18 protein-coding genes are annotated in these 20,050 nt (G+C 73.4%); 13 read left to right on the top strand and 5 right to left on the bottom strand.

The window, feature by feature from the left end:
* Positions 1 to 3 precede the first annotated feature (3 nt).
* A complete protein-coding gene (locus tag TPA0908_RS06370) occupies positions 4 to 1,326 on the top strand; it encodes an MATE family efflux transporter (RefSeq protein ID WP_281935547.1) in 1,323 nt (440 codons plus the stop codon).
* Positions 1,327 to 1,332: 6 nt separating this feature from the next.
* On the opposite strand, the gene TPA0908_RS06365 is transcribed toward TPA0908_RS06370, so the two are convergent.
* The 3 genes from TPA0908_RS06365 to TPA0908_RS06355 form a co-directional block, all read right to left on the bottom strand.
* Positions 1,333 to 2,268: a hypothetical protein gene (locus TPA0908_RS06365; protein WP_281935546.1), complete on the bottom strand. Its 936-nt coding sequence runs from the start codon at positions 2,266 to 2,268 to the stop codon at positions 1,333 to 1,335.
* A 76-nt stretch (positions 2,269 to 2,344) separates the two neighbouring features.
* Positions 2,345 to 2,644, bottom strand: coding sequence for a hypothetical protein (locus TPA0908_RS06360; protein ID WP_281935544.1), 300 nt, complete (start codon positions 2,642 to 2,644; stop codon positions 2,345 to 2,347).
* Between the two features lie 49 nt (positions 2,645 to 2,693).
* The gene (locus TPA0908_RS06355; RefSeq protein ID WP_281935542.1) at positions 2,694 to 3,689 is read right to left on the bottom strand and encodes a hypothetical protein; all 996 of its coding nucleotides are present in this window, start codon (positions 3,687 to 3,689) and stop codon (positions 2,694 to 2,696) included.
* Positions 3,690 to 3,795: 106 nt separating this feature from the next.
* Between TPA0908_RS06355 and truB the strand changes: the two genes are divergently transcribed.
* The 8 genes from truB (at position 3,796) to TPA0908_RS06315 (ending at position 12,689) form a co-directional block, all read left to right on the top strand.
* Positions 3,796 to 4,680: a tRNA pseudouridine(55) synthase TruB gene (gene truB / locus TPA0908_RS06350; RefSeq protein ID WP_281935540.1), complete on the top strand. Its 885-nt coding sequence runs from the start codon at positions 3,796 to 3,798 to the stop codon at positions 4,678 to 4,680.
* Positions 4,681 to 4,710: 30 nt separating this feature from the next.
* Entirely contained in the window at positions 4,711 to 5,637 is a 927-nt protein-coding gene (locus TPA0908_RS06345; RefSeq protein ID WP_281935538.1) for a bifunctional riboflavin kinase/FAD synthetase, read from the top strand.
* A 186-nt stretch (positions 5,638 to 5,823) separates the two neighbouring features.
* Positions 5,824 to 6,093: a 30S ribosomal protein S15 gene (rpsO, locus tag TPA0908_RS06340; RefSeq protein ID WP_013284678.1), complete on the top strand. Its 270-nt coding sequence runs from the start codon at positions 5,824 to 5,826 to the stop codon at positions 6,091 to 6,093.
* A 223-nt stretch (positions 6,094 to 6,316) separates the two neighbouring features.
* On the top strand, positions 6,317 to 8,686 hold the full coding sequence (locus TPA0908_RS06335; protein ID WP_281935535.1) for a polyribonucleotide nucleotidyltransferase: 2,370 nt from the start codon (positions 6,317 to 6,319) through the stop codon (positions 8,684 to 8,686).
* Between the two features lie 123 nt (positions 8,687 to 8,809).
* Entirely contained in the window at positions 8,810 to 10,144 is a 1,335-nt protein-coding gene (locus TPA0908_RS06330; RefSeq protein WP_281935533.1) for a M16 family metallopeptidase, read from the top strand.
* A 47-nt stretch (positions 10,145 to 10,191) separates the two neighbouring features.
* Positions 10,192 to 10,965: a 4-hydroxy-tetrahydrodipicolinate reductase gene (gene dapB / locus TPA0908_RS06325; RefSeq protein WP_281935531.1), complete on the top strand. Its 774-nt coding sequence runs from the start codon at positions 10,192 to 10,194 to the stop codon at positions 10,963 to 10,965.
* 133 nt (positions 10,966 to 11,098) lie between these two features.
* The gene (locus tag TPA0908_RS06320) at positions 11,099 to 12,034 is read left to right on the top strand and encodes a helix-turn-helix domain-containing protein (protein WP_281935529.1); all 936 of its coding nucleotides are present in this window, start codon (positions 11,099 to 11,101) and stop codon (positions 12,032 to 12,034) included.
* A gap of 154 nt (positions 12,035 to 12,188) precedes the next feature.
* Positions 12,189 to 12,689 carry a GNAT family N-acetyltransferase gene (locus TPA0908_RS06315; protein ID WP_281935527.1) on the top strand — a complete coding sequence of 167 codons (501 nt, stop codon included), beginning with the start codon at positions 12,189 to 12,191 and terminating at the stop codon, positions 12,687 to 12,689.
* An 86-nt stretch (positions 12,690 to 12,775) separates the two neighbouring features.
* Here TPA0908_RS06315 and TPA0908_RS06310 read toward each other — a convergent pair whose 3' ends face one another.
* Entirely contained in the window at positions 12,776 to 14,884 is a 2,109-nt protein-coding gene (locus tag TPA0908_RS06310) for an amylo-alpha-1,6-glucosidase (RefSeq protein ID WP_281935526.1), read from the bottom strand.
* Positions 14,885 to 15,030: 146 nt separating this feature from the next.
* Between TPA0908_RS06310 and TPA0908_RS06305 the strand changes: the two genes are divergently transcribed.
* The 4 genes from TPA0908_RS06305 to TPA0908_RS06290 all read left to right on the top strand — a co-directional run bounded on the left by TPA0908_RS06305 (position 15,031) and on the right by TPA0908_RS06290 (position 19,381).
* Positions 15,031 to 16,020: a LacI family DNA-binding transcriptional regulator gene (locus TPA0908_RS06305; RefSeq protein ID WP_281935524.1), complete on the top strand. Its 990-nt coding sequence runs from the start codon at positions 15,031 to 15,033 to the stop codon at positions 16,018 to 16,020.
* A 25-nt stretch (positions 16,021 to 16,045) separates the two neighbouring features.
* Positions 16,046 to 17,293, top strand: a complete 1,248-nt coding sequence (locus TPA0908_RS06300; protein WP_107156037.1) for a sugar ABC transporter substrate-binding protein — start codon at positions 16,046 to 16,048, stop codon at positions 17,291 to 17,293.
* 83 nt (positions 17,294 to 17,376) lie between these two features.
* A complete protein-coding gene (locus TPA0908_RS06295) occupies positions 17,377 to 18,495 on the top strand; it encodes a carbohydrate ABC transporter permease (protein ID WP_281935521.1) in 1,119 nt (372 codons plus the stop codon).
* Between the two features lies 1 nt (position 18,496).
* Entirely contained in the window at positions 18,497 to 19,381 is an 885-nt protein-coding gene (locus TPA0908_RS06290) for a carbohydrate ABC transporter permease (protein ID WP_107156039.1), read from the top strand.
* A gap of 80 nt (positions 19,382 to 19,461) precedes the next feature.
* On the opposite strand, the gene TPA0908_RS06285 is transcribed toward TPA0908_RS06290, so the two are convergent.
* Entirely contained in the window at positions 19,462 to 20,046 is a 585-nt protein-coding gene (locus TPA0908_RS06285; RefSeq protein WP_281935518.1) for a GNAT family N-acetyltransferase, read from the bottom strand.
* Between the last annotated feature and the right edge of the window lie 4 nt (positions 20,047 to 20,050).

Genomic DNA, 20,050 nt, shown 5'->3' with positions numbered 1-20,050 from the left:
GCGATGAGCACGACCGCCGCCCCCGCCACCGCCGCCACGCCCCGGCGGATCGCCGCGCTCGCCCTGCCCGCGCTGGTGGTGCTGGCCGCCGAGCCGCTCTACGTGCTCGTCGACACCGCCGTGGTCGGCCATCTCGGGCGGGTGCCGCTCGCCGCCCTCGCCGTCGGCGGCACGGTCATGACGCTGACCGCCTGGATCGGCACCGTCGTCGCGTACGGCACCACGGGGCGGTCGGCCCGCCGGTTCGGTGCGGGGGACCGGACCGCTGCGGTGGCCGAGGGCGTCCAGGCGTCCTGGCTCGCGCTGACCGCCGGCGTGCTGGTGGCGGTCGCCATCGGCATCGGCGGGGGCGCGCTGGCGCGTACCCTCGTGGGCGGTCCCGGCGAGGTGGCCGACGCCGCCGCCGGCTGGCTGCGGGTCGCGGCGCTCGGCGCGCCCGGCCTGCTGCTCGCCGCCGCCGGCAACGGCTGGCTGCGCGGCATCCAGGACACCCGCCGGCCGCTGCTGTTCGTGCTCGCCCCCAACCTGCTCTCCGCGCTGCTCTGCCCGCTGCTGGTCTACCCTGCCGGCCTCGGCCTGGTCGGCTCCGCGGTGGCGAACGCGGTGGCGCAGACGCTCTCCGGCGCGCTCTTCGCGGCGGCGCTGGTGCGCGAGCGGGTCTCCCTGCGGCCCCGGCCCCGCACCATCGGGCAGCAGTTGGTGCTCAGCCGCGATCTGCTGGTCCGGGGCGTCGCCTTCCAGGCGAGTTTCCTGTCGGCGACCGCGGTCGCGGCCCGCTTCGGCGCCGCGGCGGTCGGCGCGCACCAGATCGCCGTACAACTGTGGTTCTTCACCGCGCTGGTGCTGGACGCCCTCGCGATCGCCGCGCAGGCCCTGATCGGCGCCGCGCTCGGCGCCGGCGACGCGGCCGGCGCGCGGTTCCTCGCCCGCCGCGTCGCCCTGCTCGGCGGCGTGTGCGGCGTCGCGTTCGCGGTGCTCATCGCCGCCGGCGCCGGCGGCGTGCCGTCGTTGTTCAGCTCCGATCCGCAGGTACGCGAGCAGGCCATGGTGGCCTGGCCGTGGCTGGTCGCGCTCCAGCCGATCGGTGGCGTGGTGTTCGCGCTCGACGGGGTGCTGATCGGTGCCGGCGACGTGCGCTACCTGCGCAACCTCACCATCGTTGCCGCGCTGGGCGGGTTCCTGCCGGCGATCTGGCTGGCCTACGGCCTCGACCTCGGGCTGGGCGGGATCTGGGCCGGGCTGACGCTGTTCGTGGTGCTCCGGCTGATCGCGCTGCTGCTGCGGCTGCGTTCCGGCGCCTGGGCGGTGGTCGGCGCGGTCCGCTGACGCCGGTCAGCAGGACTGATGTGAACCGGGGCCGCCCATCCACGGCTCGACGACGAAGAACCCTTCCCCCAGGCGGGCGCAGTCGGCGTTGCTGGCGGTCGCTCGCGCGGAGACGAGCCAGAGACCGCGCTTGGCGGCGGGCACATCCTTCGACCGGGGGACCTCCCAGACCACCCGGTCGCGGATGGTGGCGATTCCGGCCCGGCCCGGTGTCGTCCGGGGCACGTCGAAGGCGTACATCCAGACGTATTCGGTGGTGATCCTCAGGATCGGCAGGCCGTTCGCGCCGGTGACGGCCCGGTAGCGTGTCTCGCCCCGCACCCGGATCTCGTCCGCGCTGTCCTGGGAGCCGATGCGGGTGGCGTAGTTCAGGAACGAGGCGTCGTCGAAGTCGGCACGTCGCTCGGAGCGGGCGGCCGGCGCCAACAACGCGAGAAACGGCTCCGGGTCGCCGACGATCATGCTGGTGTCCAGCCGGGTCTGTACCAACGCGGCCCGGACCTGGGACAGCGCCACGGCCACCTCGCGGGCGGTGAACGGAAACTGCGCCGTGGCCCGGGGCAGGGTGATCCCGGCCTCGCCGACCGCGAAATCCGCGCCGAGGGTGCCCGCGAAAAGGTCGCGCGGTTCGCCGACCTGGCTGAGTGGAAGCGGAGACGGGCTGGGGGAGGCCGACGCGACGGTGGTGCCGGTACGCACCCGGTCGACGGTGATCGTGCCGAGGACGGCGGTGCCGCCGATCAGCGCCAGTGCCAGCACTACCACAAGGGTGACGTAGCGCTTGCCGCTATGCCGGTGCCACACCATCCGGAACCGCTCGCCGCGGGTCAGTGGGGTGGCCGCGTCCTCGCCGGTCATCCAACTCGGCAACCGGACACCGTCGCCACGGGTGGCGACGGCATACGGGTCCGGCTCGGCCGGCGTGGTCTCGCGTTCGTTCAACGGGGGTCCCAGTGGGTGTGGGGTAGGGGGCAGATGATGATCGCATCGGGAGGTGCCGGTCGTGGTGCCCCGATGGTCAGACCTGGTGGTGCCTGATCCGCCACAGCAGGTAGGACGCACCCGCGACCAGCAACGTGGCCGTCACGGCCACCACCACGAAGGACACGATCGCGGAGAGCACCGGGCGCCGCTCACTGAACCGGGTCCGGTCCCGCCGGGCCCAGAGGCGGCGCCGCGCCGCCGCCAGCGCCGGAACGCCGTCGACCAGTTCGGAGACGCGGCGGCCGAGCGTACGTCGGGGCGGCTCCGGGGCGCGCATCCAGTCGGGCAGGTCCACCCGGGCGCGGTGCGGCCCGGTCGGCGGATCGGTGCTCATCGCGGATTCCTGTCGTTCGTGCGGGAAGGTGCGGGTCGGTGGCGCGGGGTCAGCAGGTGTCCGGGAGGTCGAGGGTCTTGTCCGGGTCGAAGACCGCGTCCGGATCCGGGTCGACGGGACCGCCGAACGAGGGCTTGCCGAGCGCGAGCAGGCCCTTGTCCCAGGCCGCGCAGTCGATGTTGGAGGCGTACGAGTCGGACTTCTCGATCCAGAGCCCGAGCGAGCCGCGGCGCACGTCGTCCGGGTGGGGCACGCTCCACACCACGGTGTCGTGCACCACCACGACACCGTCGCCCGGCTCGGCGCTCGCGGTGCGGAACGCGTACGCCCAGACGAAGTTCGTGGTGACCGCCAGGATCCGGATGCCGTGCGGATCCTTGGTGACCCGGTAGCTGATCCGGCCCTTGACCCGGGGCTGGTCGGCGGTGAGCCGGGCGCCGGGGGCCAGCCGGGTGGCGTAGCTGCCCACCTCGCCGGAGGGGACGTCGCGGCGCAGGTCGGGCCGGGCGTCCGGCGCGAACTGGCGGACCAACCGCTCCGGATCCTTCGCGGTGAAGAACGCGCGGTCCAGCCGGGCGGTCACCAGCGCCTTGCGTACCTTGGCCAGCGTGTCGGCCACCTGCTTCTCGGTGAACGCGCCGGTCCGCTTGGCCCGGGGCAGCGCGATCCCGGCCGCGCCCTGCGGGAAGCCGGCGGCCGGGGTGCCGTCGAACGGCCCGGTGGCCGGTGGCGGCGACGCCGAGGTGACGGCCTGCTCGCCGCTGGGCGGGCTGACCGTCGGATGGGCCACCGGTGTCGCCTGCCAGCGTCGGTAGCCCTGGTAGCCGACCGTGGTGACCACCCCGGCGCAGGCCAGCAGCAGCACCGCGACCGCGCCGCCGAGCAGCTTGCCCGAGTGCCGGGCCAGGCCGATGCGCCAGCGTTCGAGGCGGGTGGGCTCGGCGTCCGGAGCGGCCTGGCGGAGCCACTCGGGAACCCGCCCCAGGGCATCCGCGGACAGCGGGTCGGCGGGGTCGGGCTCGGGGGTGGCGCGGTGATCGGTCATCGGACTTCCGGTGGCGGCGGACGAGGGCGCATGATCTTGACACCTCGTCGACCCCGGCGGTATCCCCCGCGGGGTCGGTCGCCGCCGTCTGGCAGGCTTGGCGGTCGTGAGCGCAGACGGTCTGATCGTGGTCGACAAGCCCGGCGGCATGACGTCGCACGACGTGGTGGCCCGCATCCGGCGGCTGGCCCGGACCCGCCGGGTCGGGCACGGCGGCACGCTGGACCCGATGGCCACCGGTGTGCTCGTGATCGGGGTGGGGCGGGCGACCCGGCTGCTCACCTACGTGATCGGCGCGGGCAAGAGCTACGCCGCGACGATCCGGCTCGGCCAGGCCACGGTCACCGACGACGCCGAGGGGGACGTGATCGCCACCACCGCCACGGCGGGGGTGACCGACGACGCGGTCCGGGCCGCGCTGGCGGCGCTGACCGGCGAGATCGACCAGGTGCCGAGCGCGGTGAGCGCCATCAAGATCAACGGAGAGCGGGCGTACAAGCGGGTCCGCGACGGGGAGAGCGTGGACCTGCCCGCCCGCCGGGTCACCGTCTCCCGCCTCGACGTGCTGGCCATCCGCCGGGACACCCCTGACGTGGTGGACGTGGACGTGGACGTGACCTGCTCGTCCGGGACGTACATCCGGGCCGTCGCCCGGGACGCGGGCCTGGCGCTCGGGGTCGGCGGCCACCTCACCGCGCTGCGTCGTACCGCGGTCGGCGGCTTCGCGCTGGCCGAGGCGGCCACCCTGGCGCAGCTCGAACAGCGCGCGCCGGAGGTGGTGAACCTGCCGCTGGACGCCGCCGCCGCGCGGTTCTTCCCGCGCCGGGACGCCACCGCCGAGGAGGCCCGCACGCTGTCCCACGGCGGGCCGCTGGCCCCGGCCGGGATCGCCGGTCCGTACGCGGTCTTCGATCCGGCGGGCGGGCTGATCGCTATCGTCAGCGAACGGGACGGGCGGGCCCGCGCGGAGATCGTGCTGGCCCCGGCCTGACGGCGCGCGGGCGGACAGGGGAGGAACGGCATGCAGCGGTGGCGGGGGTACGAGGCGGCGCCCGGCGGCTGGGGGCGTTCGGTGGTCACCATCGGCGTCTTCGACGGGGTGCACCAGGGGCACCAGGCCACCATCGGGCACGCCGTGGCGCGCGCCCGGGAACTGGGTGTCAAGTCGGTGGTGGTGACGTTCGACCCGCACCCGGCCGAGGTGGTCCGCCCCGGGTCGCACCCGGCGGTGCTCACCGAGCCGGCCCGCAAGGCGGAGTTGATCGAGGCGCTCGGCGTGGACGTGCTCTGCGTGGTGCCGTTCACCGCCGAGTTCTCCCGGCTGCCGGCCGAGGCGTTCGTGCACGACATCCTCACCGAGCACCTGCACGCCGCGCTGGTCGTGGTCGGCGACAACTTCCGGTTCGGGCACCGGGCGGCCGGTGACGTGGCGCTGCTGGAGCGGCTGGGCCGCACGTTCGGCTTCGGCGTGGAGGGCGCCCCGCTGGTCGCCGAGGCGGGCACCGTCTTCTCGTCCACGTACATCCGCTCCTGCGTCGACGCCGGTGACGTGCGCGCGGCGGCGGCGGCGCTGGGCCGCCCGCACCGGGTCGAGGGCGTGGTGGTCCGCGGCGACCAGCGCGGACGTGAGCTGGGTTACCCCACCGCCAACCTGCTGACCCACCGGTACGCGGCGGTGCCCGCCGACGGGGTGTACGCGGCCCGGCTGGTGCGTCGCGGCGGCGACCCGCTCGTGGCGGCGGTGTCGATCGGCACGAACCCGACGTTCTCCGGCCGGGAGCGCCGGGTGGAGGCGTACGCCCTGGACTTCTCCGGTGACCTGTACGGCGAGCGGCTGGCGCTGGACTTCGTGGCGCACCTGCGCGAGCAACGGACGTACGACGCGATCGAGCCACTTGTCGCGCAGATCGCCGAGGACGTGGAGCGCACCCGACGGGCGGTGTCCTGACCCGCGGGGGGAGCCCTTGACCGGCCGGGCCGGTCCGGGGCTGGTAGGCTGACGGAGACGTCGGCTGACCGACGGGAGCCTCGCGTGCCTGCACGACGCCGCGGGCGCGAGGAATCCGGTCCGTCGCACCGGTCGCCACGACCGCTCCGACAGACCTCATCGAACCACCCACGAAACAGGGAGAACATGGCGCTCGACCAGGAAGCCAAGGCCAAGATCCGCCAGGAGTACGCGACCGCCGAGGGCGACACCGGTTCGCCGGAGGTGCAGGTCGCGGTCCTGACCAAGCGGATCGCGGAGCTGACCGAGCACCTGAAGGTGCACAAGCACGACCACCACAGCCGCCGTGGGCTGCTGCTGCTGGTCGGCCGGCGCCGTCGGCTGCTCAACTACGTCCAGAAGAAGGACATCAACCGCTACCGGTCGCTCATCGAGCGGCTCGGCCTGCGCCGATGACCTGACGGGGGAGTGGCCACTCGGCCGCTCCCCCGTTCCGGTACCACCAGAAAGAAACCCGGCCGCGCGACGACCCGAGAGGGAGCCGGTCAGCACCGGTCTCCGGTAGTGGCCCCCGGGAATCCCGGCATCATGCCGGCCCACCCGGGCGCTTCGATCGAAGACCGGCCGCCTGAGCAGTTCCCGTGTCGTCGGCCGACGACGCGAAGGAGCACCACAGCACATGACCGAGACCAACCTCGGCACCGAATCCCGCACCGCCGTGATCGACAACGGGTCCTTCGGCACCCGTGAGATCACCTTCTCCACCGGCCGGCTGGCCCGGCAGGCCGCCGGCTCCGTCGTCGCCCAGCTCGGCGAGACGGTCGTCCTCTCCGCCACCACCGCCGGCAAGCAGCCGCGTGAGTCGTTCGACTTCTTCCCGCTGACCGTCGACGTCGAGGAGCGGATGTACGCCGCGGGCCGGATCCCCGGCTCGTTCTTCCGCCGCGAGGGCCGGCCCAGCGAGGACGCCATCCTCACCTGCCGGCTGATCGACCGGCCGCTGCGCCCGTCGTTCGTCAAGGGCCTGCGCAACGAGGTCCAGGTCGTCGAGACCGTGCTGGCGCTCGACCCGCAGCACCCGTACGACGTGGTGGCCATCAACGCCGCCTCGATGTCGACCAAGCTCTCCGGCCTGCCGTTCTCCGGCCCGATCGGGGCGACCCGGGTCGCGCACGTGGACGGCCAGTGGGTCGCCTTCCCGACCCTGGAGGAGCTGGCCCGGGCCACCTTCGACATGGTCGTGGCCGGTCGCACCCTGGCCGACGGCGAGGTCGCGATCATGATGGTCGAGGCCGAGGCCACCCCGAACGCGGTGGCCCTGATCTCGGACGGCGCCACCGCGCCGACCGAGGAGATCGTGGCCAGCGGCCTGGAGGCCGCGAAGCCGGCCATCCGCGAGCTGTGCCGGGCGCAGAGCGAGCTGGCCGAGGTGGCCGCCAAGCCGGTCAGCGAGTTCCCGGTGTTCCTGGACTACCAGGACGATGCGTACGACGCGGTGGCCGACGTGGCCCGCGCCGACGTCACCGAGGCGCTCAAGATCGCCGGTAAGGCCGACCGCGAGGAGGCCCTGGACCGCATCAAGGCCAAGGTCGCCGAGGAGCTGTCCGGCCGCTTCGAGGGCCGCGAGAAGGAGCTGTCCGCCGCGTTCCGCTCGCTGACCAAGTCCGAGGTCCGCAACCGGGTGCTGCGCGAGCAGGTCCGCATCGACGGCCGCGGTCCGCGCGACATCCGGCCGCTGAGCGCCGAGGTCGGCGTGCTGCCGCGGGTGCACGGCTCGGCGCTGTTCGAGCGCGGCGAGACCCAGATCCTGGGCGTCACCACGCTGAACATGCTCCGCATGGAGCAGATGGTGGACACGCTGTCCCCGGAGAACCGCAAGCGCTACATGCACAACTACAACTTCCCGCCGTACTCCACCGGGGAGACCGGCCGGGTCGGCTCGCCGAAGCGGCGCGAGATCGGCCACGGCGCGCTGGCCGAGCGGGCGCTGATTCCGGTGCTGCCGTCGCGCGAGGAGTTCCCGTACGCCATCCGGCAGGTCTCCGAGGCGCTCGGCTCCAACGGCTCCACCTCGATGGGTTCGGTCTGCGCCTCGACGCTGGGCCTGCTCTCGGCCGGTGTGCCGCTGAAGGCCCCGGTCGCCGGCATCGCCATGGGCCTCATCTCCGACGAGGTCGACGGCAAGACCCAGTACGTGACGCTGACCGACATCCTCGGCGCCGAGGACGCGTTCGGCGACATGGACTTCAAGGTCGCCGGCACGCGTGACTTCGTCACCGCGCTCCAGCTCGACACCAAGCTCGACGGCATCCCGTCGGACGTGCTGGCCGCCGCGCTCCAGCAGGCGCACGAGGCCCGGCAGACCATCCTCGACGTGATGCAGCGGGCCATCGAGACGCCGGCCGAGATGTCCGACTACGCGCCGCGGGTCACCACCGTCAAGATCCCGGTCGACAAGATCGGCATGGTGATCGGCCCGAAGGGCCAGACCATCAACGCGATCCAGGACGAGACCGGCGCCGAGATCTCCATCGAGGACGACGGCACGATCTACGTCGGCGCGACCAACGGCCCGTCGGCCCAGGCCGCGGTGGACCGGATCAACGGCATCGCCAACCCGACCCTGCCGAAGGTGGGGGAGCGGTTCCTCGGCACCGTGGTGAAGACGGCCGCGTTCGGCGCGTTCATCTCGCTCCTGCCGGGCCGCGACGGCCTGCTGCACATCTCCAAGGTGGGCGACGGCAAGCGCGTCGACAAGGTGGAGGACTTCCTCAACGTCGGCGACAAGGTCGAGGTCGAGATCGCCGACATCGACGCCCGCGGCAAGATCTACCTGGACAAGATCCGTCCGGAGGGCGCCGAGGCGCCGGCCGCCGGCGAGGCCGCCGGTGGCGAGCGTCCGGCCGGCCGGGACCGCGGCGGCGACCGTGGCCCGCGCGACCGCGGCGACCGCGGTGGCGACCGGGGCGGCGACCGCGGTGGCGAGCGTCGCTCGGAGGGTGGCGGTGAGGGCGGCGACCGCCCGCGTCGCCGCACCCGGCACAGCTGATCGACCGACCGGCCCGGGTGACGTCCGCGTCGCCCGGGCCGGCCCACGGCTCCAGGTCGCACGGCGGGCTGGAGCCGTCGTTCGTCCCACCCCACCCCTCGTGGCACGGAGAGCAGGTTTGTCGTGAGTTCGTCCACCCCGGCGGCACGGGCGGTCACCCGCACCCTCAGCGACGACCCGCTCGGCGGCACCGTCCGGCGCACCGTGCTCCCCAGCGGCCTGCGGGTGCTCACCGAGGCGATCCCGGCGATGCGCAGCGTCTCGTTCGGCATCTGGGTGGCGGTGGGCTCCCGGGACGAGACCGGGTCGCAGGCCGGCGCCGCGCACTTCCTGGAACACCTGCTCTTCAAGGGCACCAAGAAGCGCAGCGCGTTGGAGATCTCGTCCGAGATCGAGGCGGTGGGCGGCGAGACCAACGCGTTCACCACGAAGGAATACACCTGCTACTACGCGCGGGTGCTGGACGAGGACCTGCCGCTGGCCATCGACGTGATGTGCGACGCGGTCGCCGACTCGGTGCTGGCCGCCGCCGACGTGGAGACCGAACGCGGCGTCATCCTCGAAGAGATCGCCATGCACGACGACGAGCCCGGCGACGAGGTGCACGACCTGTTCGCCCGCGCCGTCTACGGCGACCACCCGCTCGGCCGGCTCATCTCCGGCACCGAGGAGACGGTCACGCCGATGACCCGGCGGCAGATCCAGAACTTCTACCGCAGCCGGTACACCGCGCCGCAGATCGTCATCGCCGCCGCCGGCAACCTCGACCACGCCGCCGTGGTCAAGCTGGTCCGGCAGGCGCTGCGGGGCACCCCGCTGGACACCGACCCGGCCGCGCCGGCGCCGCACCGCGCGACCACCCCGGCGGTACGCGTGAAGCCGGCCACCACACTTGTCGAGCCGAAGGAGACCGAGCAGGCGCACGTGCTGCTCGGCTGCCCCGCCATCGACCGCACCGACGAGCGGCGCTTCGCGCTGGGCGTGCTCAACAACGTGCTCGGCGGCGGCATGTCCAGCCGGCTGTTCCAGGAGATCCGGGAGCAGCGCGGCCTCGCGTACTCGGTCTACTCCTACGCCAGCCAGTACGCCGACAGCGGCGTGTTCGCCGTCTACGCCGGCTGCGCGCCCGGCAAGGTGGACGAGGTGCTGGCCCTGACCCGGGCCGAGCTGGCCCGGGTGGCCGCCGAGGGGGTCACCGAGGCCGAGCTGGTCCGCGGCAAGGGAATGAGCAAGGGCTCGTTCGTGCTCGGGCTGGAGGACACCGGCTCCCGGATGAGCCGGCTGGCCAAGGGCGAGCTGCTCTACGGCAACCTGATGCCGGTGGACGAGCTGCTGGCCCGGGTGGACGCGGTGACGCTGGCGGACGTGAACGACCTCGCCGCCGAGCTGCTCGGCCGGCCGATGTCGCTGGCCGTGGTCGGCCCGTTCGACTCCGGCGCGTTCCCGGTCGACCGCTGACCGGTCCGGCGGGTGGGGCGCGTCCCGATTGGGATAGGTTGTGCCCCGTGACTGACGTGCGGGAGAAGGGCCCGGCCGAGGCGGCGCGGGTCGGTGTGCTGGGTGCCCGGGGCCGGATGGGCCTGGAGGTCTGCAAGGCGGTCGACGCCGCCACCGACCTGGAACTGGTGGCCGCCGTCGACCAGGGCGACGACCTGGCCGCGGTGGCCGACGCCGGGGCCGGCGTGGTCGTCGACTTCACCACCCCCGACGCCGTCATGGACAACCTGCGCTGGTGCGTCGAGCGGGGCGTCCACGCGGTGGTCGGCACCACCGGCTTCACCGAGCAGCGGCTGGCCCAGGTGCGGGACTGGCTGGCCGACCGGCCGTCGGTGGGCGTGGTGATCGCGCCCAACTTCGGCATCGGCGCGGTGCTGATGATGCAGTTCGCGGCGCGCGCCGCCCGGCACTTCGAGTCGGTCGAGATCGTCGAGCAGCACCACCCGCGCAAGCTGGACGCACCGAGCGGCACCGCCACCCACACCGCGCGGCTGATCGCGGCGGCCCGCGCCGAGGCCGGTCTCGGTCCCGCGCCGGACGCCACCCGCGACGAGGTGGCCGGCGCCCGGGGCGCCGACATCGACGGGGTACGCGTGCACGCGGTGCGCGCCACCGGCCTGGTCGCCCACCAGGAGGTGCTGTTCGGCACCACCGGTGAGACGCTGACCATCCGGCACGACTCGTACGACCGGGCCTCGTTCATGCCCGGTGTGCTGCTGGCGGTCCGCGAGGTGGGTCGCCGGCCGGGCCTGACCGTCGGCCTGGACGCCCTGCTCGACTGATTCCCGCCGCGCCGGCCGGCCCGTCGGCTGCCGCCGGCCGGCGGTGTGCCGGTGCGGCCACCTGCGCCGTGCGGTGTGCGGCTGCGCAACGGCGATCAAGCGGCGCGGTCGTCGGCGGGTGCAGGCTGGGCACATGACCTCGACGGACGGACTCACCGGCCTCCTCGACGTGCTCCAGGCGGCGCTCGACGATCCGGAGGTCGCCCCGGTCGACCTGGCCGCGCGGGCCCACCTGTCCCGGTTCCACTTCGACCGGCTGGTCGCCGCGGCCACCGGCGAACCGCCGGGCGTGCTGCGTCGACGCCTGCTCCTGGAACGGGCGGCCCATCGGCTCGTCACCAGCGACCGGACGGTCCTCGACATCGCGGTCGAGGCCGGGTACGGCTCGCACGAGGCGTTCACCCGTGCCTTCCGTCGGTCGTACGGCTTCGCCCCGACCGCGGTCCGGCGGCGTCGGCCGCTGACCTTCCGCGAGCTGGAGTTGCCCTGCCCCAGCGGCGTCCACTTCCAACCGCCCGGTGGCCTGCGGCTGCCGGCCGCACGTCAGGAGACCCCGATGAACGTTCTCCAACATCTGGTCGACCACCACGTCCAGACGCTCACCGCGATCATCGACCGCGCCGCCGGTCTCGACGACCGGGTCCTCGACCGGCCCGTCACCGTGTCCGTGGAGACCATCGACGAGCAGCCGACGCTCCGCTCGCTGGTCAACGCCATGGTCACCCAGGAGGAGCACTGGCTCTCGGCGCTGCGCGGCGGGGAGTGGCCCGACGAGAGCGACCGGTCGATGACCGGCCTGGCCGCCCGGCACGCGGTCGCCGGCCGCGACTGGCGGGCCTTCGTGGCCCGGACGCTTGCCGACGGCACCCTGGCGGACACGTTCGTCGACACCACCTGCACGCCCCCGTCCACGCACACGTTGGGCGGCACCATCGGCCACGTGATCACCTTCGCCGCCGTGCGTCGGACCCTGGCGATCGGCGCCCTGCGCAGCGCCGGGGTCACCGACCTCGGCGCCGGCGACCCGCGCCCGTACCTCGACCGCGTCGCCCTCGCCGCCGCCGACTGACGTGAAGGAAGGGCCCCCGGTTAACGCAATACGCATAACAGGGGGCCCCTCCTGTCGCCTCCCGGGGCGGTCGGTGCCGGCGGACCCGACCGGGTCGCGGTGACCTCGGCGAAATCGATGGTCGGTGGGCGGAGCCGAGCCTAGGCTGACCGCCATGATCGACTCTGGAGAGCGTGACCGTCTCGGCCGCCGGGTGACCCTGCGGCCGGTGGACGACGACAACTGGCGGCCGGTGGCCGACGTGGCCCCGCGCGACGACCAGCGCGCCTTCGTCGCCGCGCTGGCCGCCCGCTACCTGCTGCTCTCCACGCACTCGGAGGTCTGGAACTCGCTCGCCGTGTACGCCGACGACACCGTGGTGGGGCACGTGATGTGGGGCGTGGACGACGACGGCTCCCGCTGGATCGGCGGCATGGTCATCGACGCCGCCGAGCAGGGCCGGGGGTTGGGCCGCGCCACGGTACGCACGCTGGCCGACTGGCTGGCCGAGGCGGGCCGGCCGATCCGACTGAGCTACCACCCGGACAACACCGCGGCCGCCGGTCTCTACACCGCACTCGGCTTCCGCCCGACGGGCGCGATGGAGGACGACGAACTGGTAGCCGAACTCCACCCCGCCCGACCCCACCGCCCCGACCCGACCCGAACTCCTTGATCACCGCCGTCGAGCACCCGGACCGGCTTCGGTGACCATGAAGTTGGCGGCGCTTGTGGAGATCGACAAGGCCGCCAACTTCATGATCAACGCCTGGGGGCGGTGGGGGTGGCGGGTTGGCGGGGGGTGGGGATGTGGGCGGGGTGCAGGGTGGGAGGCAGGTCCGTCAGGGTGGGGTGGCCGGTGTGGGTGACCGTGGCCGTCACCGGGGTGCCGGCGATGCGCAGGTTGGTCGCGCTGAGCGCGCCCAGTTCCGGGCCGGCCAGCGGGCGCAGGTCGACCCGGCCGTTCGGCACGTCGGGGTAGACGCCGAGACCGGCCTGGAGCAGCAGCACGGCCGACGCCGCCGACCAGGCCTGCGGGCGGCACGCCGCCGGGTAGGGCACGGGCCGGCCGAGCGCCGCCCGGTCGTCGCCGCCGTACAGCTCGGGCAGGCGGTAGTCGAACGCCTCGGCGGCGGCGAGCAGGCCGTCGGCGAGGCGTAGCGCCGCGTCCCGGTGCCCGTCGCGGGCCAGCCCCGCGAGCACGATCGCGGTGTCGTGCGCCCAGATCGAACCGCAGTGGTACGACAGCGGGCTGAACCCGGCGTCGTCGGTGGACATGGTGCGCAGCCCGAAGCCGCCGGCCATCGCCTCGGTGGAGAGCAGCGCCGCCACCTGGGCCGATTCGGCGTCCGACAGCAGCCCGGTGCCGAGCAGGTGGCCGATGTTGCTGGTCAGCGCGTCGACCGGGCGCTTGTCCCGGTCCAGTGCCAGCGCGGGTTGCGGGCCGTGGCGGCCGTCCACCCAGAACGCCGTGCGGAACCTCGTGGCGAGCCGGTCGGCGTAGCCGCGCCAGCGGTCGGCGTCCGGACGACCGAACGCGTCCAGCAGGTCCGCCCCGTCGGTGGCCGCCCGGTACGCGTACCCCTGCACCTCGGCCAGCACGATCGGCGGCGCGGCCAGCCGGCCGTCGCGGAAGCGCACCGCGTCGCCGGAGTCCTTCCAGCCCTGGTTGGCCAGGCCGTGGCCGGTGGTGTCGACGTACTCGACGAAGCCGTCGCCGTCGGCGTCGGCGTGCTCGCCGAGCCAGTGCAGCGCCGCCTCCAGGTGCGGCAGCAGCGGCTCGATCTGGTCGGCGGGCAGGCCCCAGCGCCAGGCGTCGTGCAGCAGGCTGACCCAGAGCATGGTCGCGTCGACGGTGCCGTAGTACGCGGGCGGCAGCCGCAGCCCCTCGTTCGGGGCGAACTCGTGCCGGCGCAGCTCGTGCAGGATCTTGCCGGGCTGCTCGCCGGTGGCCGGGTCGACCCGGGTGCCCTGCCGACGGGCCAGCACCCGCAGCGTGCCGGCGGCCAGCTCGGTGCCGAGCGGCAGCATCATCCGGGCGGCCCAGAGGCTGTCCCGGCCGAACAGGGTGAGGAACCAGGGCACGCCGGCGCCGAGGAAGACGTCCTCCGGGTGGGCCGGCTCGGCCAGGCGCAGCGCGTGCAGGTCGGCCAGGGACCGGTCGAGCAGCCGGAGCAGTCGGCGGTCGTCGGCGGCGACCCGGGGCTCGGCCCAGCCCGGGCCGGGCGGCGCGGCGGTCACCACGGCCCGCGGGTCGGTGACGGCGAGCCGCCAGCGCAGCGTGACCGAGTCGCCCGGGTCGACGGCGACCGCCCAGCTCAGGCGCGGTGCGACGGCGCGCTCGCCGGTGGCGTCCACGGTGGCGCCCGCGCCGGTCACGGTCACGGTGAGGCCGTCGGCGGCCCACTGCACCCGGCCCGGCTCGCCGGCCCCGGCCTCCAGCGGCTGACCGGCGTGGCCGGTCTTGACCTGCTCGATCGGGGCTAGATCGCAGGCCAGGTCCACGGTGACGGTGGTGCGGACCGGCTCGGCGGCGGTGGACGACACCACGATCTCCTCGGTGAGACCGGCCGGGCTGGCCCGTCGGGTGCGTTCGACCCGGACGGTCGGGTCGGGGGTGGGGTCACCGAGCCAGCGGGCCAGGGCGACGAAGCGGGCGCCGTGCGGGCCGGCGGCGCCGTTCGCGATCGGCTCCGGCGCCCGGTCGTCGAGGCGCAGCTCGGCGCGGGAGAGCACCCGGGCGTCGGCGTGGAAGACGCCCTGGACGCCGTGCGGCCGGAGCTGACCGGCCGCGTCGCCGAGCGCGCTCGTGGGGGCGTGCACCACCCCGACCAGGTCGTGCAGCAGTGGTTGGAGGCGGCGTTCGGTCACGGGGGAACTCCTGGTGCTGATCGGTGGCGCGGATGTCTTGACAACTGGCTGCGGCCGGGTGCAGAGTGCGAAACATTCCAGAAACTTTGAACGATCTAATCCTGCCGCATCGGCATTGGATCGTTCAAGGCGGCGAGAGGGATTTCGTGGGAGAAAAGGTAACCATCGCGACCGTGGCCCGGCATGCCCAGGTCAGCCGGCAGACCGTCTCCAACGTGCTCAACGCCCCGCACATCGTCCGCGAGGACACCCGCCGCCGGGTGCGGGAGGCCATCGCCGTGCTCGGCTACCGGGCCAACCAGGCCGCCCGCCAGATGCGGACCGGGCGGTCCCGGCTCATCGCCGTCCGCATCGAGCCCACCCGGGACGGCATCAACGGCTCCGTGCTCGACCGCTTCCTGCACGGCCTCACCGAGACCGCCGACGCCACCGGCTACCGGGTCATGCTCTACACCGCCCGCCACGACGACGACGAGATCGCCACCTACGACGACCTGCTCGGCGCGTACGACCTGGACGCGTTCGTGCTCACCGGCACCAAGCACCGCGACCCGCGTACCGCGTGGCTGGCCGAGCGGAAGGTGCCGTTCGTGACGTTCGGCCGGCCCTGGGACACGCCGGAGGCGCACCCCTGGGTCGACGTGGACGGCGCTGCCGGCACCGCCCAGGCCACCCGGCACCTGCTCGCCGCCGGCCACCGTCGGATCGCGTTCCTCGGCTGGCCCGCCGGCTCCGGCGTCGGTGACGACAGGCGCGCCGGCTGGCGTACCACGATGGCGGAGGTCGGCCTCGACGGCGCCGCACCGGACCGCGCCACCGAGGACGGCATCGCCGAGGGGGAGCGCGAGGCCCGCGCGCTGCTCGCCCTCGACGCGCCGCCGACGGCGCTGGTCTGCGCCAGCGACTCGCTGGCCCTCGGCGCGTGGCAGGCCGCCCGCGACGCCGGGACCGACGTGGCGGTCGTCGGCTTCGACGACACCCCGGTGGCCGCCGCGGTCGGGCTGAGCAGCGTCAGCCAGCCGCTCGGCGAGGCCGCCGCCCGCTGTGTCGAGCTGCTCACCGGGCTGCTCGACGGGCAACAACGCGACCCCCAACTGCTGCTCGACCCCTCGCTGGTGCTCCGGCACTCGGCGTGATCCCATCCCCCACCAGGAGAAACAGATGACACCACGGATGCTCACCCGGGCCGCGGTGGCCGGCGTCGCCGCCGTCGCCCTGCTCGGCTCCGCCGCCTGCGGCAGCGGCTTCGACGACTCGGCCACCGACACCAAGCAGTCCAGCGGCCCGGCCAGCCTGCAGATCCTGATCGGCTCCTCCGGGGACGCCGAGACCAAGGCCGTGAAGGACGCCGCCGCCGCGTGGGCCGGCTCCTCCGGCAACTCCGCCACCGTCACCCCGGCGCAGGACCTCACCCAGCAGCTCGGCCAGGCGCTGGCCGGCGGCACCCCGCCGGACGTCTTCTACGTCGACGCGGCCCGCTTCGCCGACTTCGCCAGCGTCGGCGCGCTGGAGCCGTACGGGGACAAGGTCGCCAACTCCGACGACTTCTACGAGAGCCTGCGCACCGCGTTCACCTACGACGGCAAGCTCTACTGCGCGCCGAAGGACTTCTCCACCCTGGCGCTCCAGATCAACACCGACCTGTGGGCCAAGGCCGGCCTGACCGACGCCGACGTGCCGACCACCTGGGACCAGCTCACCGCCGTCAGCCAGAAGATCAAGGCCAAGGGGCAGGTCGCGCTCGCGCTCGGCGACACCCGGGACCGCATCGGCGCGTTCATGGTGCAGAACGGCGGCTGGCTGATGAGCAAGGACGGCAAGCAGCCGACCGCGGACACCCCGGAGAACCTCCAGGCCCTCCAGTACGTCAAGTCGCTGCTCACCAACGGCTACGCGAAGTTCCCGAAGCAGCTCGACTCCGGCTGGTCCGGCGAGGCGTTCGGCAAGGGCAAGGCCGTGATGACCATCGAGGGCAACTGGATCAAGGGCGCCCTGCAGAACGACTTCCCGAACGTGAAGTACAAGGTGGTGCCGCTGCCGGCCGGCCCGAAGGGTCAGGGCACGCTCTCCTTCACCCAGTGCTGGGGCATCGCGGCCAAGTCGAAGTACAAGGAGCAGGCGATCAAGTTCGTCGAGGCGATGACCGCCGGCGAGCAGCAGATCGGCTTCGCGAAGGCGTTCGGCGTGATGCCGTCCCGCCAGTCGGTCCGCGACCAGTACACCGGCGCGTTCCCGGCGGACAAGCCGTTCATCGACGGCGTCGAGTACGCCCAGGGCCCGGTGAACGCGCCGAAGATGGACAGCGTGCTGCGGGACCTGGAGGCCGGCCTCCAGGGCCTGACCACCGGTGACCCGAAGACGATCCTGGCCAACTTCGACAAGAACGCCAAGGCGGCGCTCGGCGGCTGAGGTGCAAGGAGGGGCCCCCTGTTAACAGACGGGTGTTAACAAGGGGCCCCTCCTTCCACCTTCCCCGAGCGAAGGAGGAGGGAATGGCAACGGACACGCTCGCCGCGCCGGGCACCGCGTCGGCCGGCCCGCCGCGTCGCCGTACGGGCGGCATCCGCAGTAACGAGAACCTGGCCGGCTGGCTCTTCGTCGCGCCGGTGATCGTGATCCTCGGGCTCTTCCTGCTGCTGCCGATCCTGATGGCGCTCTGGGTGAGCCTCACCGACTGGAACGGCCAGGGCAGCCCGTTCACCGGCGACGTGCCGTTCGTCGGCGGCGACAACTACAGCCGGCTGTTCACCGACGACGGGCTCGCCCGCCGCGACTTCATGACCGCCATCCGCAACAACATCTACTACGTGGCGATCGTGGTGCCGGTGCAGACCGCGCTCGCGCTCGGTCTCGCCCTGGTGGTCAACAACCGGCTGCTGAAGGGGAAGGGCTTCTTCCGCAGCGCGTTCTACTTCCCGTCCGTGACCAGCTCGGTCGCGGTCAGCGTGGTCTTCCTGTTCCTGTTCGCCAACTCCGGCGCGGTCAACCGGCTGCTCGGCCTGCTCGGCGTCGACGGGCCGGAGTGGTTCGCCGACGGGCGCGGCGTCCTGCACCTGGTCCTCGGCGCGTTCGGGCTGGACACCCCGCCGGCCGCGCTCACCTCCGGCGGCCCGTTCGGGCTGAGCTGGTGGGAGTGGCTCTCCGGGCCCAGCGTGGCCATGATGTCGATCATCTGCCTGGTCATCTGGACCACCTCGGGCACGTTCATGCTGATGTACCTGGCCGCGTTGCAGAACGTCCCGGTGGCGCTGGACGAGGCCGGCATGCTCGACGGGGCGTCCCGCTGGCAGCGCTTCCGGTACGTCACGCTGCCGCTGCTCAAGCCCACCACGTTCCTCGTGGTCACGCTGGGACTGATCGGCTCCTGGCAGGTCTTCGACCAGGTGTACGTGATGAGCCAGGGTGACCCGGCCAAGACCACGCTCACCCCGGCGTACCTGTCGTACCGGACCGCGTTCCGCGACTTCGACTACGGCTCCGGCGCGGCCATCTCGTTCGTGCTGTTCCTGATCATCATCCTGCTCACCCTGTTCCAGCGCCGGCTGATGGCCGACCGGGACGGCAACCGGCGCGGCCGGTGGTGGCGGCGACGCGTACCGGAGGGGTCCTGACATGGCCGTGCTGACCGACCGGCCGGCGCCGGTCGCGCGCCGTCGCGACCGCGAGCCGCGCGCCCGGGCCAACCGCTTCCTCGGATACGCCGTCCTGATCTTCTTCGGACTGGTCTTCCTCTACCCGTTCGTGATCCAGCTCGGCAACTCGTTCAAGACCGAGCCGGACGCGGCGGCCAACCCGCTGTCGCCGATCCCGGACCCGCTCACGCTGGCCGGCTTCGAACGGATCTTCTCCGGCACCAACTTCCCGCTCTGGCTCGGCAACTCGCTGCTGGTCACCGTGCTGGTCACGCTCGGCCGGGTGTTCTTCGACTCGCTCGCCGGCTACGCGTTGGCCCGGCTGCGCTTCCGGGGCCGGGCCGGGCTGTTCGCCGCCGTCATCGCGGTGATGGCGGTGCCGGGCGTGGTGCTGCTGATCCCGAAGTTCCTGGTGCTCAAGCAGATCGGCCTGTACGACAGTTACGCCGGCCTGATCGTGCCGCTGCTCGCCGACGCGGCCGGCGTGTTCATCATGAAGCAGTTCTTCGAGTCGATCCCGGTCAGCGTGGAGGAGGCGGCCCGGATCGACGGCGCCGGTGTCTTCCGCACGTTCTGGTCGGTGGTGCTGCCGATGGCCCGACCGGCGCTGATCACGCTGACCATCCTGTCGTTCCAGGGCTCCTGGAACGAGTTCCCGCACAGCCTCGTCTCGGTGCAGGACCCGGGCCTGTTCACGCTGCCCCGTGGCCTGGCCGACCTGGTCGGCGGCTCGCTCGGCAAGGGCAACCAGTATCCGCTGAAGCTCGGCGCGGCGCTGCTGGCCACCATCCCGGTGGCGGTGCTCTTCGTGATCTTCCAGCGTTACTTCGTGCGCGGCGCCAACGAGGGCGCGGACAAGGGCTGACCGGTGGCGCCGGCGGTCCCGCCCCGTGCCGGGACCGCCGGCGCCACCCGTCGAGGGCAGACCGGCGGCCGGCCGGAAACTCATCGCTGCGCCGGCGCCGCTTCCTCCGGGACGGCCACGTGCAGCCGGAGCTGGGGCACCAGCATGTCGTCCACGTCCAGCGCCCGGGTCGCGCCGTCCGGCTCCCAGCCGGTCGAGCCGAGGAACGCGCGGGTCGCCGCGTCCGCGTCGAACGCCCACGCCACCGCGCGGGTGAGCCCGTCCGCGCGCCAGTGCTCGACGGCGGCGGCGAGCAGCCGGCTGCCGTGCCCGCGCCGCCCCCACCGCGGCTCGACCAGCAGGTCGGTCACCGCGGCCACGCCCGAGTCGAACGCGTCGGCCGGTTCGCCCGGGGCGAGCGCCTCGGCGTCGGCCGGACCGGAGGCGGCGAACCCCACCAGATACGATTGCGCGGCCTGTTCGACGGCGACCAGCACCCGGTGCGCGCCCGAGGGCGGCTCCTGCACCGCCGCGTCCCACCGCCGGGCGAGGTACGCCTCGTCCAGGTTGTCGAGCACGTGCCGGGGCAGGATCCGGCGGTACGCGACCCGCCAGGTCGCGAGCTGGATGCGTGCGATCTCGGCGACGTCCTCGGGACGCGCGGGGCGGACGTAGCCTGCAGCCATGGCA

The organism is Micromonospora sp. AKA38 (assembly GCF_027925725.1).
GTDB lineage: Bacteria > Actinomycetota > Actinomycetes > Mycobacteriales > Micromonosporaceae > Micromonospora.
This window is presented reverse-complemented; position numbering and strand designations above follow the sequence as displayed.